The sequence below is a fragment of the Photobacterium sp. ABD4_091 genome (assembly GCF_056160145.1).
In genome coordinates this window covers 306,741-320,403 of the sequence record NZ_JBSWWQ010000003.1, presented here as the reverse complement: position 1 = coordinate 320,403, position 13,663 = coordinate 306,741, and the positions used below count along the sequence as shown (strand labels likewise).

General features: G+C 50.9%; 10 protein-coding genes. 4 read left to right on the top strand and 6 right to left on the bottom strand.

Annotated elements, in window-relative coordinates; genetic code table 11:
• The first annotated feature begins 2 nt into the window (after positions 1–2).
• Positions 3–1,373 (top strand): L-serine ammonia-lyase, encoded by a 1,371-nt coding sequence (locus ACXAGQ_RS22880; protein WP_475257043.1) that lies wholly within the window; start codon positions 3–5, stop codon positions 1,371–1,373.
• Between the two features lie 65 nt (positions 1,374–1,438).
• Here ACXAGQ_RS22880 and ACXAGQ_RS22875 read toward each other — a convergent pair whose 3' ends face one another.
• The 6 genes from ACXAGQ_RS22875 to ACXAGQ_RS22850 all read right to left on the bottom strand — a co-directional run bounded on the left by ACXAGQ_RS22875 (position 1,439) and on the right by ACXAGQ_RS22850 (position 10,289).
• Positions 1,439–1,963 (bottom strand): sugar O-acetyltransferase, encoded by a 525-nt coding sequence (locus ACXAGQ_RS22875; RefSeq protein WP_475257041.1) that lies wholly within the window; start codon positions 1,961–1,963, stop codon positions 1,439–1,441.
• 184 nt (positions 1,964–2,147) lie between these two features.
• Entirely contained in the window at positions 2,148–3,221 is a 1,074-nt protein-coding gene (locus tag ACXAGQ_RS22870) for a porin (protein ID WP_475257039.1), read from the bottom strand.
• Between the two features lie 320 nt (positions 3,222–3,541).
• Entirely contained in the window at positions 3,542–5,038 is a 1,497-nt protein-coding gene (putP, locus tag ACXAGQ_RS22865) for a sodium/proline symporter PutP (RefSeq protein WP_475257037.1), read from the bottom strand.
• A gap of 135 nt (positions 5,039–5,173) precedes the next feature.
• Complete coding sequence (locus ACXAGQ_RS22860) at positions 5,174–5,866, bottom strand: aldehyde dehydrogenase family protein (RefSeq protein WP_475257036.1); 693 nt, start codon at positions 5,864–5,866, stop codon at positions 5,174–5,176.
• 28 nt (positions 5,867–5,894) lie between these two features.
• Positions 5,895–9,029, bottom strand: coding sequence for a bifunctional proline dehydrogenase/L-glutamate gamma-semialdehyde dehydrogenase PutA (gene putA / locus ACXAGQ_RS22855; protein ID WP_475257437.1), 3,135 nt, complete (start codon positions 9,027–9,029; stop codon positions 5,895–5,897).
• A 468-nt stretch (positions 9,030–9,497) separates the two neighbouring features.
• A complete protein-coding gene (locus tag ACXAGQ_RS22850) occupies positions 9,498–10,289 on the bottom strand; it encodes a helix-turn-helix domain-containing protein (RefSeq protein WP_475257034.1) in 792 nt (263 codons plus the stop codon).
• Positions 10,290–10,853: 564 nt separating this feature from the next.
• On the opposite strand from ACXAGQ_RS22850, the gene ACXAGQ_RS22845 reads away from it, so the two are divergent.
• The 3 genes from ACXAGQ_RS22845 (at position 10,854) to ACXAGQ_RS22835 (ending at position 13,648) form a co-directional block, all read left to right on the top strand.
• Complete coding sequence (locus ACXAGQ_RS22845; RefSeq protein ID WP_475257032.1) at positions 10,854–11,813, top strand: AEC family transporter; 960 nt, start codon at positions 10,854–10,856, stop codon at positions 11,811–11,813.
• 796 nt (positions 11,814–12,609) lie between these two features.
• Positions 12,610–13,320: a helix-turn-helix transcriptional regulator gene (locus tag ACXAGQ_RS22840; RefSeq protein ID WP_475257030.1), complete on the top strand. Its 711-nt coding sequence runs from the start codon at positions 12,610–12,612 to the stop codon at positions 13,318–13,320.
• A 154-nt stretch (positions 13,321–13,474) separates the two neighbouring features.
• Complete coding sequence (locus tag ACXAGQ_RS22835) at positions 13,475–13,648, top strand: addiction module component (protein WP_475257029.1); 174 nt, start codon at positions 13,475–13,477, stop codon at positions 13,646–13,648.
• Positions 13,649–13,663 lie beyond the last annotated feature (15 nt).

Here is a 13,663-nt window from a genome sequence, read left to right as displayed (position 1 = left end):
CCATGTTATCTATTTTCGATATCTACAAAGTGGGTGTAGGCCCGTCCAGCTCCCACACCAACGGCCCGATGTTGGCCGGTTTTGATTTCTGCCAGAAAGTGGATGACATGCTGGAAAATGTGGCCCGAGTACAAGTGGATCTGTACGGCTCTTTGTCATTGACAGGCAAGGGCCACCACACCGACCGGGCTTCAATCCTCGGGTTGATGAACAACAAGCCGTATGCCATTGATATCCTGGCAGCAAACCAAGCCATGGCCGATGGCATTGCAAACCAAACCCTGTTGCTTGCAGGCAAGAAGACCATTGCCTTCAATGTCGATACTGACATGCTGTTCCATAGCGATAACCTCCCGCTGCATGAAAACGGCATGACGATTTCCGCCTTTGACCCAGCCGGCAACCCACTTTTCATCGAGACCTACTATTCGATTGGCGGCGGGTTCATTGCAACGGCCGACGAGCTGCAAAACGGTAAAGCCACCAGCGAAGTGACCGTGCCTTTCGAGTTTAAATCGGCGGAAGATATCCTCACCATTACCGAGCGCGAAGGGTTTAGTATCGGGGCTATGTTCCTGCGCAACGAGCTGGCTTTCCGCAGCCAGCAAGAGCTGGATGCCAAAGCAAGCCAGATCTGGCAGGTGATGTCGGACTGCATGGCCCGCGGGTTTGAGACCGAGGGCGTATTGGAAGGCGGCCTGCATGTGGTGCGCCGTGCACCGGCCCTATTGAAAAAACTCGAATCCAACCAGGAGATCGAGAACGATCCTATGGTGGTGCTGGACTGGGTCAATGTCTTTGCCTTTGCAGTTAGCGAAGAAAACGCCGCTGGCGGACAGGTAGTGACCTCGCCAACCAATGGGGCAGCCGGGGTGATCCCAGCCGTGCTGATGTACTACAACCAATTCATCCGCGAGCTAGACGAGAAACAAATCAAAGACTTCCTTGCTGTTTCCGCCGCTATCGGCATGCTGTACAAGATGAATGCATCGATTTCCGGTGCTGAGGTGGGCTGTCAGGGCGAAATTGGTGTGTCGTCTTCGATGGCGGCAGCAGGCCTGACCGCTATTCGCGGCGGCAGTAACGAACAAATTTGCATGGCGGCTGAAATTGCCATGGAGCACTCGCTAGGCATGACCTGCGACCCTATCGGCGGCCTGGTGCAGATCCCTTGTATTGAGCGTAATGCCATGGGCGCTATGAAAGCGATCAATGCCTCGCGCATGGCTCTCAAGCGCAACAGCAAGTCGCGCATCTCGCTCGATAAGGTGATTGATACCATGTACCAGACCGGCAAGGACATGAACAAGAAATACCGCGAAACCTCACTCGGCGGCCTGGCGATGATTCACTTAGCTCCTCCTTGTGAATAGTCCACCTTGTGAATATGCCACTAAATAAATAAGTCTTCAGGCGAGTAGCCCTCTATGTGAGAGGGTTAATCGTTGATATTTTCTTTAACCACCCTGGCCGGGTTACCCACCACAACGGTATGGGCAGGGACATCCTTGGTCACGACACTGCCACCACCAACAACAGCACCATCTCCAATGGTAACACCCGGCAAGACCAATTCATTGGCGCCAATCCACACCTGATTGCCTACCGTGATCGGCTTGGCAAACTCTTCATAGATGTAGCGGGTCGCCGCATCAAGCGGGTGGCCGGCAGTGCACAAGGTAACGTTAGGCCCAATCATCACTTCATCACCGATGACCACTTTGCCGCAGTCGAGGATCACCCCATTGGCATTCATGTAAAAGCTTTTGCCAACTTCGATGTTATAGCCGTAGTCACACATAATATTGCCATTGAGGGTCGTCGAGTCGTCCGATTTGGCAAACAATTGCTGGACAAGGGCATTGCGCTCTTTGTCGTCATCGCAGTTGCTGATTTTTCGGCATAGGCTGCGGGCCTTAAGACGATCGTCAGGCAAACCGTCGCTCCCTGGGTTATACAGCATACCTGCAATCAGGCTTTACTCTCTATCTGATAATGCCATCAAAACTCTCCCATAAAGTCCCCGTATCTAACCACAAACCGTACAGCTTCCGAGTTGCGATTCATCAACCTTCAAACAACAGAGACAAAAAAGGCCGGCAACATGCCAGCCTTTCATTGTTAGTTCTACAACGTCTGTGCGGGACTTAGAATCCCCAAGCGAAGTTGAAGCCACCACCGTTGTCAGTGCGGCTAGGTTCGCCACGGAACTCGTTAAGCTCGTTACGCTTAACTTCCAATGACAGGGTTGCACCTGGAGTGAAAGCGTAAGACAGGCCCACAGCGTACACTTGGCGGTCGCCATCTACACCATCTGCGCCGTCGAAATCAACGTGGGAAGCGTAAGCATATGGACGGAAGCCTGATTCAAGCGCGTAGTGCGCGTATACATCAAAGGCGTCGGCATCAGCCCATTCAGCATTTGGTCTATCTAGAAGGCCGGCTTTATGGATATTTTCACCCTTGGTGTAAACCGCTGCCACTTTCAGGCCACCAGCGACATATTGGCCACCGACTGTCAGCGCTGTTTGCTTGTCGCCATCTTCAAGACCGCTCACACCACTCGCAGATGAGACTTCTACCTTATTCTCAAGGTAGGCCACACCTAGGCTCAGGCCTGAGTCAAAGTCGTAGCTGGTCGATAGCGCGTAGTTGTGATCACGCTTAACGTCACTTGTCTCACCGTCGCTGGTAAAGCCGTAGTGCGCCGACACGTTCACGCCATTGTCGCTGTAGCGGTAAGCCACCAGGTTGTCACCACGGCCCGTTGCCGCGAAGCCACCGTCGGTACCTTCAGAGTAAATCGGTGTCGCATCCGGATCGATAATGATCAGGTTATCCATGTAGCGGGCAACATCGTGGTACGCCGACCACTGCTTACCGAAACGCAGATTACCCAGTTCATCACTGTTAATCGACACATAACCTAGGCGATTACGGAAATTGTTACGACCAGACGTTGGGCTGTTCAGGAACTGATCCCATTCGAACTTGGCATCCATTGTCAAACCCGGTTGGATTTGGCGCTCAACGCCCATGTTCAAAATACTACGGCTGGCAGAGAAAATATCATCTTCGCCGAATACTGGCTGGAAGGCATCAAGAACAAAGACACCACCGATATCAAACTTTGTTTGGTCATCTTCATAAAGGGTGAATGCTGACGCTTGGCCAGCCAGTAAAAGTGTAGAGATGACAGCAGAGCAGATTTTCAACTTCATTTATCAGGTACTTCTAGTGATAGTGTGACAGTAATGCGTGATTGCCAGCACAAACTATCAGAACCCCCGTAACAATGTAATAGTAAACTAGTACAACATTAAGCTTAATTTGTTTCTAATTGTTCAATAATCGAGTATATATCTATTAAAATCATCACCTTAAACAGAACAAGCGTACTGGGATATTTTTTTGCCCGATTTGTTCAAGTGGTTGTTATTTAGTCAAATGCACTATCAAAACTTTGCTTTATAGATAAAAAAACGGCTTCCCTGGGGAAGCCGTTTAATATTGGGGGTTAGCCGTTCGCTAGCCTGGCAAATTATTTAAACTCTACCAAGTTCTTCTGGTAAGCCTCAAACTGATCTTCAACCGCCTTCGAAGCGCCGCCCGTTGCCTTACTGACCGCCACAATGGCGATAGTGGCAAAGATAAAGCCTGGGACAATTTCGTATAGGTCGAAGATACCGCCAGTCAGCTGTTTCCAGATCACCACGGTCATGGCACCGATAACGATACCTGCCATGGCACCGTTGCGGTTCATTTCTTTCCAGAACAAACTTAGCAGCAAGGCCGGACCGAATGCCGCACCGAAGCCAGCCCACGCATAAGACACCAAGCCCAATACCGTGCTGTCCGGGTTCATCGCCAACATCAGGGCAATAATCGACAGCGCGACAACCGCAATACGGCCAACCTTCACAATCTCTTCCGATGTTGCCTGCGGGCGGAATACCTGCTTGTAGAAATCCTCAGCCAATGCCGAAGACGATACCAACAGCTGGGAGTCAGCAGTACTCATGATTGCTGCCAGAATCGCCGCCAGCAAAATACCGGCAATTACTGGGTGGAACATCGAGTTCACCAACAACATGAAGATACGCTCACCGTCATCTAGGTTGCCTGCCAGTTGGTTATCAACAAACAAGATACCCACTAGGCCAACTAGAACCGCTCCCGCCATCGATAGGGCCGTCCAACCCACTGCGATACGACGTGCAGTACCGATGTCAGCGTTACTGCGGGTCGCCTTGAATCGCGCCAAGATGTGCGGCTGGCCGAAGTAACCCAAGCCCCAAGCGGCTAGCGAGATAATTGCAATCGCCGACAGCGGCTCGCCCTTAACGTCATTGAACAATGTCATCAGCTCAGGGTTCTTCGCTTCCAGCGCCATCGCCAGATCGCTTGGCGTGCCGTTCATCGCTGCAATTGGCACAATCAACAGTGCCGCAGACATCAACAGGCCTTGTACCAAGTCAGTCCACGATACCGCAAGGAAACCACCAAACAAGGTGTACGACACCACACACACCGTACCGACAACCACCGCGATAGTGTAATCAAGACCGAAGACTGTCTCGAACAACTTACCACCGGCAACCAAACCCGAGCTGGTGTAGAAAAGGAAGAACAGCAAGATAAAGAATGCTGAAATAGTTTGGATCAGCTTGGATTTATCGTCGAAGCGACGAGCCAGGAATTCCGGCATGGTCAATGCGTTATCTGTGGTAATACTGTAAGTACGCAGACGCTTGGCACAGATCAGCCAGTTCAGCCAAGTACCCAGCAGCAGGCCACCAGCCAACCACAGTGACTCCATACCAGCGGCATAGGCGTAGCCCGGCAGACCCAGTAGCAACCAGCCACTCATATCCGACGCACCGGCAGACAGCGCAGCAGGCCATGGCCCTAGTGTACGACCGCCCAAGAAGTAATCGGCTGAATTTGACGTGCGTTTGTATGCAATGTAGCCAATGGCCAACATGCCAATTAGGTAGGCGATAAACGTTGCTGTAATAGCAAAGCTATTCTCTATCATTGTTGAGTTCCCTCACTGAAAGCCCCCGTCCATAGCGGGGGCATTTTGGTTATAGCGCTGATAATCAGCGTAGGTTGTTATTCGGCTGCCAGCAGGTTGCAAGCTAGTTCCCTGCTTCAGGCGGCCCAACCCGGGTTAGTGTTCCTCACCACTCCCCAACTCAAGCAAGGTAGCATTGCCACCGACTGCCGTGATGTTGATCGTCCGTGTCCTTTCGGTCACAAAACGCAGTGAGTATGTCGGGCTGCCGATCACTGGCAGCTTGTCGAGATCAGTTTCACTGATCAGCTGAGCAAGCAGGCCGTCTCGGGCAGCAAGTTGGCGCGCAAGCGCCTGGGTTGTCGACAGCTTGCCGGCATAGGCCACACCCGCAATAGCAGGATGGCTGACCAAGTCGGCAAGCTGATCATTATCGATAGCGGTGATCACACCGCCGGCACAGCCACTTTGCTCCAGCTGAGCCACGATCTCTTTGGCCTTGAGCGGATAGTCCGCAGGCAGGCAGACAAAAACGGTATTGCCTGTTACCAGCGCGGCAGCCAGCTGACCGACTAATGCCACCAGCGGGGTATCACTGTCGGCGGTGACGATGAAGCTACCGCGGCCAGCACAGTAAAGTTCATTGGATTCACCGGTCGGGCCCGGCATCAACAACGTCGATGCCACATGATCTTCGGCGTGCTGGCACTGGAATTCCACCATAGCGCGGCATTCCGCAGTCAGTTGATCGGTCCAGTGGCGCAAGATACGGGGACGGGCTTCATAGCCCAGGTTGTTCCAGCCTTCCCATGCCGCCGAGCTTGTATTTACCAATGTTTGAATAGTCATGATCACTCCTTAAATTTCTCGACGGCCATTAGGCTTCAACACAATCTTGGGTAAAGCGGTATAGGTAGTGCGGACCACCGGCTTTCGGGCCGGTGCCTGACAGCCCCTGGCCACCAAACGGCTGGACGCCAACTACCGCACCCACCTGATCGCGGTTGATGTAGCAGTTACCGACACGGGCACGACGCTCGATATGGCTGTAGGTACGCTCGTTACGACTATGTACCCCCATCGTCAGGCCAAAGCCGGTTTGGTTGATTTGGTCGATGACCTGATCCAGCTCGTTCGCCTTGAAGCGGACGATATGCAGGATCGGGCCGAAGTTTTCATTTTTCAGCACATCGATAGATGGGATTTCAAACGCCGACGGCGGCACAAAATCGCCGTGCTGGCAGCTATCAGGAATCGTGGCCTGTGCCACCAGCTTGGCTTGGTTTTTCAGTGACTGGATATGGGTCAGCAGCTTATCGCGCGCCGTTGCATCAATGACCGGACCAACATCGGTACTGTGCAGCTCAGGGCGGCCGACAGACAACTCAGCCATCGCCCCTTTGATCAGGCCAATCACCCGGTCGGCGATATCCTGCTGGATAAACAGCACACGCAATGCCGAACAACGCTGGCCCGCCGAGGCAAAGGCCGAACGCACCACATCACGCACCACCTGCTCTGGGAGGGCGGTACTGTCAACCAACATGGCATTCTGGCCACCGGTTTCAGCAATGAAAGGTACTGGCTCACAGTCTCGGGCTGCAAGGCTGCGGTTAATGCGCTGGGCGGTTTCGGTCGAACCGGTAAACGCTACCCCGGCAATGCGCGGATCAGAAGTCAGTGGTGCACCCACCTCGGCGCCAGTACCCGGCAGCAACTGGATAGCGCCGGCAGGCACGCCTGCTTCCAGCATCAGCTCGATAGCGCGGAAGGCAATCAGCGAGGTTTGCTCAGCCGGCTTAGCGACTACGGTATTACCCGCTACCAGCGCAGCAGACACCTGACCGAGGAAGATAGCCAGCGGGAAGTTCCATGGGCTGATACAAGCGAAGACACCGCGGCCTTGGTAGCTCAGCTGGCGGGTCGTACCGTCAAAGCCCATTACTGGTTTGGGCTGGGAAAACTCCTCGGCAGCCTGGTTGGCGTAGAAACGGCAGAAGTCCACCGCCTCACGAATTTCATCAATACCGTCTTGGATGGTTTTACCCGCCTCGCGATGGCAAAGGGCCACCAACTCGCCGGTATGCTCTTCGAGCAAATCAGCCAAACGCTGCAGACAAGCAGCACGCTCGGCAGCAGGAAGCGCAGACCACTGCGGGTAGGTCTCCGCCGCAATGGAGATGGCCTCATTGACCTGGGCAGCATTGGCAAAGGCCACATTACCGACGCTTTCGCGGCGATCATAAGGTGCCGTGACCGCAAAGACCCTTTCACCGGCCTGCAAGGCAACACCGTTGATAATAGGGCCGGCCTGCCACTGATGTTCGGCAAACGCCTGCACAGATTCACTGAATGGCTGCCATTGCGAAGCAATCTCGATATTTACGCCGGCCGAGTTCTTGCGCTCTTCACCGAAGATTTGCGGCGGCAGCGGGATCAAACCGTTGTGCAGGGTTGGGCGCGATTTCAGGGTATCGACCGGATGCTGGATCAAGCTTTCCACCGGGCAGTTGGCATCGACCAAACGGTGGACAAACGAGCTGTTAGCACCGTTTTCCAGCAGGCGGCGAACCAAGTAAGGCAGCAGATCTTTATGGCTACCGACTGGTGCATAGATCCTGACATTGGTCTGGTGCATTTCCATCACATGGTTGTAAAGCGCATCGCCCATGCCATGCAGACGTTGGAATTCGAAATTACGGTGTGATTGTGCCATCGCCATGATTGCCGATACCGTGTGGGCATTGTGGCTGGCAAACTGCGGATAGATAAGGCCGTTGAGGTGTGACGCCAGCAAGAAGCGCGCACACGCCAAGTATGATGCATCTGTTGCTTCTTTTCGGGTAAACACCGGATAAGCGCTATAACCACTCTGCTGTGACAGTTTCAGCTCACTATCCCAGTATGCGCCTTTCACCAAGCGCAGCGGGATCACATCACCCTGCTCTTTGGCCAGTGCCGCCAACCAAGCCAGTACCGGCAAAGCACGTTTCGAGTAAGCCTGTACCACCAAGCCAAAGCGACCCCAGCCTTTTACCTCTTCCGAGCGGTAAAGTTTTTCGAATAGCTTTAGCGACAGCTCAAGGCGGTCGGCTTCCTCAGCATCGATAGTAATACCGACATTGAGCTCACGGGCACGCTTCAATAACGAAAGTACCGACTGGTACATTTCATCCAGCACACGGGCTTCGTTCGCAACGTCATAGCGTGGATGCAGGGCCGACAGCTTGATAGAAACCGTAGGATCCGGCGAGCGGCTGTTGCTGCCTTTATCACTGGCATAGCTGTCACGGCCTACCGCCTCGACAGCCATCACGTAATCTTTGAAGTATTTTTGCGCATCCTGGGCAGTCAACGCAGCTTCGCCCAGCATATCGAATGAATAGGTAAAGCCTTGGTCGCGCTTGCCTTTACCGTTCTTCATTGCCTCGGCAATAGTACGGCCCAGCACAAACTGGTGGCCCATGATCTTCATCGCCTGGTTCATGGCCTGGCGGATCACCGGCTCGGACATCTTGTTAACGAGGCGGTTGATAACATGGCTAGGAGCGCCATCTTCCTTGCCATCAAGGCTAACCACTTTACCGGTCAGCATCAGCCCCCAGGTAGAAGCATTGACGAACAAGGAGTCGGAATTTTTCAGATGCGATTTCCAATCCGCCACACTGAGCTTGTCACGGATCAGGGCATCAGCCGTTGCTGCATCTGGAATACGCATTAGCGCCTCGGCCAGACACATCAGCAGGATCCCTTCTTTGGTATCCAGGCTATATTCAAGCAGCAGGGCATCAATCATCTGGATTGCATTCTGATCCGCCCTTACCCGCTCAATCAAGCTCGTCGCCTGCTCAGACGTAAACTGCCGCTCAACTGCCGTAGGCTCGGCCAACGGCATCAACTGCGCTAGCCATTGTGACTCATCGACACTGTAAAGTGGCGAAATCTGAGACCAGAGCTCATCCAGTGGACGCTCAATAAAACCAGGCTGAAGTACTTCTGCCGCATTGAACATAGTGATTCCCTCAATAGTATGCCGGATCAGGCAGGCAGTATTTTCCATTACTCGCTGCCCCCTACCCAAGAAAAATGTTACATCAGTGTTACCATTGAGGGGATTTTATTTTCCGCCACTCCGATAGTCTTGCTATATTCTCCGATACTTTTTAGAAAAAGTCCGGCCTTTAACAAAAATTGACAGGGATTTTTTAGAAAACGTGCATTTTTCCGTAACCAGCAGCCCTTTTTTGCTGAAGAAACACACAACGCCGGAACAATGATCAAGGTATGGCGGAACGATGATCAAGTGGGATCATGGGCAAGACAGGCACAAAAGGTTCGGCTACCGCCGTGTTTTCCAGCCGAACGCTGGCAAACGAGCAAGGAGATGGCTAAGCAAAGTCAATACCTTTACAAATGCTCAACACATAAATCTCACAGGGAGAATAGGGGGGAATAGACAGGTTTGAGGAAACTAAGGGGGTTAGCCCATAGGGTTCTCACGGCGGTAGCGGGCCGGTGGTTTGCCGAACAGCCGGGTGAAGGCTTGGGTGAAGCTGCTTTGGCTGGCAAAACCTGTACTCTGCGCGACCTGGGCAACACTCAACTGTGATTCTTCAATCAGATCCCGCGCCAGCTCCAAGCGCTTTTTCAATACGTATTGATGCGGTGTTACCCCGGTTTGCTCTTTAAACAGGAAGTGAAACTGGCTTTCCCCCAAAAACACCAGACCTGCCAGCTGGGCAACAGAGATTTTTCGGGTCAGGTGCTGGAGGATATATTGATCGATGACATCCATATTCAAGCGGTATATCTGGCGATCGTCTTTAAGCGGCTTGAAGTGGCGGTGCAACACACACATCAAGGTGTCGGTGCACGCCCGGCTGAGCAGCAAGTCTTCTGGGTGAGCAGCCATTTCAGCCGTCAGAGCCTGAATCAAGTTCTGCGCTTGCCGATCAAGATGAAAATAACTCGACTGATCAAACAGCTGGGCAATATGGCCTTGAGTGTAAGATGCCTGATACTGCTCAGCGGCAACATTGAGCACCAGTATTTCATTATTGCCAATACCAGAAAAAGCATGCTCGGAGTCCGCTGTTACCAAGCAGCCCTGTCCGGGACACACCAAATTACCTGCACCTTCGATATCAAACTCGGTCTGCCCCGACAAACCTATCACCACCTGGTTATAGCCATGGTTGTGGTGATCCATCTGCTCTGGCAGTTTGACGATTTCTGAAGGTTTGAACTGTGGCGAGTTTAGCTTTTCTTTCATGCTAAATGACCGAAGAATTTGGCGGTGATTCATAGACGGATAATACCATATTTCCCATCAACACCTAATATCGGAACTATGATCAAGTACGGAGATTTTACGGCCAATGTCATTCTGATGTTATTTTGTTGATTTTAAATACACTAATATTGCAAAGCAGGGCAAACTCACTTCGCTCCCCCCGGAACCAGACACCACAGGAGGCTAAATTAAAGTAGCTACTTTTCAGTATCTTAAACAAAAAACAATCAATATTAGGGTACTGCTATATATATGGGTTCCCAATTTTATCCGCCAAGTACATGCGCCAGCTTGATCATTGTTCGGGGCAAAAAGACAGCGTTCATGATCTTGCTTGATCATCGTTCCAGTCGGAGCGACATCGACCGTCATCCCGTTCTCCTTGATCATCGTTCCATCTACTTTCAGCAAGTTAACGATAAAATAGCGCTCCAAAGTTAAGCCATCACATAAGAAACAGATCGAAACAATGATCCTTGATCATTTTTCCTATCCCAATGCTAATTGTGTTACAAATAGCACTCTCAATAGGGATAGGCGACCATGACAGAACTGCTTGCACAACTACATTATTCATTTTCCATCACCGGCCCCATTTTCCTGATGCTTGGTCTTGGGATCTACCTCAAGCGCATTGGCATGCTAACGGAAGATTTCATCGAAACCGGCTCCAAACTGGTGTTCAACTTAACCTTACCTGCGATGCTGTTTTTGAGCGTTGCCCGCTCCAATATCTCAGAAATTGGCAACCCTGATTTGCTGCTGTTTGCGTTGGCAGCCAATATTGTTATGTATGCCTTGTTCGAGCTACTGGCCGATAAGGCAATAAAACAGAAAAAAGACCGCGGGGTCGTGGTACAAGGTGCATTTCGCGCCAATACCGGCATCATCGGCCTAGCCTATGCCAGCAATGCATTTGGCGACCCGGGGCTTGCTTTAGGCTCGCTCTACGTAGCCGTTATCACTGTCGTCTACAATATCCTTGCGGTTATCACCCTGTCGCGATCGAACCAGGATTTACCGGGGCTCAATGCCCGCTTCCTGCTGCGTTCGATTATTAAAAACCCGCTAATCATCAGCATTCTCTGTGCGCTGCCATTTTCCATTTTCTCCATTCCCCTGCCAGATATCATTACCAAATCAGGTGGTTACTTTGCAGGGATGACTTTGCCACTGGCGCTGCTATGTACCGGGGCCAGCCTGGACTTCAACCAACTACGCCAAGAGCCAACCAATACCCAGTTTGCCAGTATCGGTAAACTGATCATCGCCCCTCTGCTTATTACCCTCGCCGGAATTGGGTTTGGCTTCAGGGATCTCGAGCTTGGACTCATTTTCCTGATGAGCGCAGCGCCGACTGCCGCAGCCAGCTATGTCATGGCAAGAAACATGGGGGGGAATGCCTACCTCGCGGCTAACATCATAGCCGTGACAACATTAGGCTCAATATTCACCAGCAGTTTAGGTGTGACTTTACTAAGGACATTTAATTTCGTGAATTAATGGTAGTAACTCTTATTTAACCTTAATAAATAAGAGGGCTTTAGGGTGCAACAAGCGGCAATAGACCTTGCGTATGTTGCCGTTTTTTATTCCCAAATTTAATTCACTTGCAATAAAACAGTTTCAAGTCGTATTCGCTTATTATTAATAAATGCGGTACATCCAGGAAATATAAAACCGAATGAGTGCAGATGTATGCATAACTGGACACCCCTCCATACAGAGTGATTTTCTGCCGTTAAACCGTGGCCAAAGCGGGTCAATATCAACTCAAAAAATATGCTAATTTATTGAATAAGATACCATTCAACCCCTTTATTCCTTCCATATCCCAGGCAAATAATATGCTTATGCCAAGCAGAGCATTTTTATGCGTGATGTTTTATATCACACTAACAAAACACCAAGCCCACACATTCCTGGAAATGTCAATAGGTGATTTCCCCCCTTCCCCCTGTTTCGCACTATTGTTATAGTTCGTTCCGTAGACAGGGAGACGGTTTTCATCACTTTCTGTTTGCAGTATCCAGCTTTGGATACATGCCAAGCGGGTTTACTTTGGTATATACCCTCATACCAAAGAATATGAATCTGATTGGATACCTCTTCTACACGTCGTACAGGATTGTGCTCTTCGGAGTCAAACTCTTGTCTTTGCCGACCTTTTAGGTCGGCTTTTTTTTTATCATTTTCACCTTTCTGCCCAAAAACCCGTCATCCAGATATTGTAACCTCCGGCCATTCAATTAAACTTCAGTGTTGCAACTGCTCTATTCTATTAACTCAGGCACACTTAGTGAAAAATAAAGTCGACCCCTCTTTACTACATATTTTTAATCAGCTCCCAGGGTGTTGGGGATGTAAAGATAAGGACTCTGTCTTCGTTTATGCTAATTCCGAGTACGGGAATATTATTGGTGTTGATCACCACCTTGATTGTATCGGCCGTACCGATTTTGACATGCCAAGCCCGACGGTTGAATGTGCAGAAGCGTTCCGCGAACAGGATAATCTAGTGATAACCTCAGGCAAAAGAATGCGGGTTTTAGATATCCACCCTTATTCCGATGGAAGCTGGCGTGCACACTTATTCACTAAAACACCCTGGAAAAATGAAGAAAACGACGTCGTCGGCACTATCTTTTCTGGCGTCGAACTCAAAGATACCGCCGTATTAGAAGTTGGCCACTGGATTTGCCGCGCTGCCGGTATCGACCCGAAAGCCCAAGCCTCCTTCAACCTCGACCTTAACCACAACGCGATAAACCTCAACACCCGTGAGTCTGAAGTCCTGTTCCTGCTGCTATATGGCAAAAAACCGCAGTATATGGCTAAGGTACTCGGCGTTTCCGTCAAGACGGTTGAAAACTATGTGATCCGCCTGCGTGAAAAATTCAACGCGCGCTCTAAAAATGAACTGATCGATATCGCACTCGACCTCGGCTTTGGTTCGCATATCCCCGAAAGCATGCTCAAGCGCCAGCTCTCCGTCATTTTGAAAGAGTGACAGCACTCGCCTAACCACGATAGACGCAGACTTAGTTTACTTTTTTGCACGCCAAAGCCTGTTTCCAGATCAATTTTTGTACTGGGCTGTTTTCCTATAATCCGCCCAGTACTTAAATTAACGGCCGAAGAGCCACTGATCAGCTGGAAATACCATGAAGCAATTTACTATTACCTATGTCGTCCACCCTCACTTCAATATCCCTTGCAAATACCAGATCCAAGCAGTGAGCGAAATCGAATCAATCAGCTCTGCAGCAAAAGCGCTGAAAGTCCGCCACCCTGAAGGGGTGAGCATTGTTACCAGCCAGCAGAAAATTGCGGCATAAAAAAAGAGCAGCCTA

What these genes read in the sequence shown, in the direction of transcription:
- ACXAGQ_RS22880 (WP_475257043.1), top strand. Translation starts at nt 3, where the DNA reads ATGTTATCTATTTTCGATATCTACAAAGTGGGTGTAGGCCCGTCCAGC.
- ACXAGQ_RS22875 (WP_475257041.1), bottom strand. Translation starts at nt 1,963, where the DNA reads ATGCTGTATAACCCAGGGAGCGACGGTTTGCCTGACGATCGTCTTAAG.
- ACXAGQ_RS22870 (WP_475257039.1), bottom strand. Translation starts at nt 3,221, where the DNA reads ATGAAGTTGAAAATCTGCTCTGCTGTCATCTCTACACTTTTACTGGCT.
- putP (WP_475257037.1), bottom strand. Translation starts at nt 5,038, where the DNA reads ATGATAGAGAATAGCTTTGCTATTACAGCAACGTTTATCGCCTACCTA.
- ACXAGQ_RS22860 (WP_475257036.1), bottom strand. Translation starts at nt 5,866, where the DNA reads ATGACTATTCAAACATTGGTAAATACAAGCTCGGCGGCATGGGAAGGC.
- putA (WP_475257437.1), bottom strand. Translation starts at nt 9,029, where the DNA reads ATGTTCAATGCGGCAGAAGTACTTCAGCCTGGTTTTATTGAGCGTCCA.
- ACXAGQ_RS22850 (WP_475257034.1), bottom strand. Translation starts at nt 10,289, where the DNA reads ATGAAAGAAAAGCTAAACTCGCCACAGTTCAAACCTTCAGAAATCGTC.
- ACXAGQ_RS22845 (WP_475257032.1), top strand. Translation starts at nt 10,854, where the DNA reads ATGACAGAACTGCTTGCACAACTACATTATTCATTTTCCATCACCGGC.
- ACXAGQ_RS22835 (WP_475257029.1), top strand. Translation starts at nt 13,475, where the DNA reads ATGAAGCAATTTACTATTACCTATGTCGTCCACCCTCACTTCAATATC.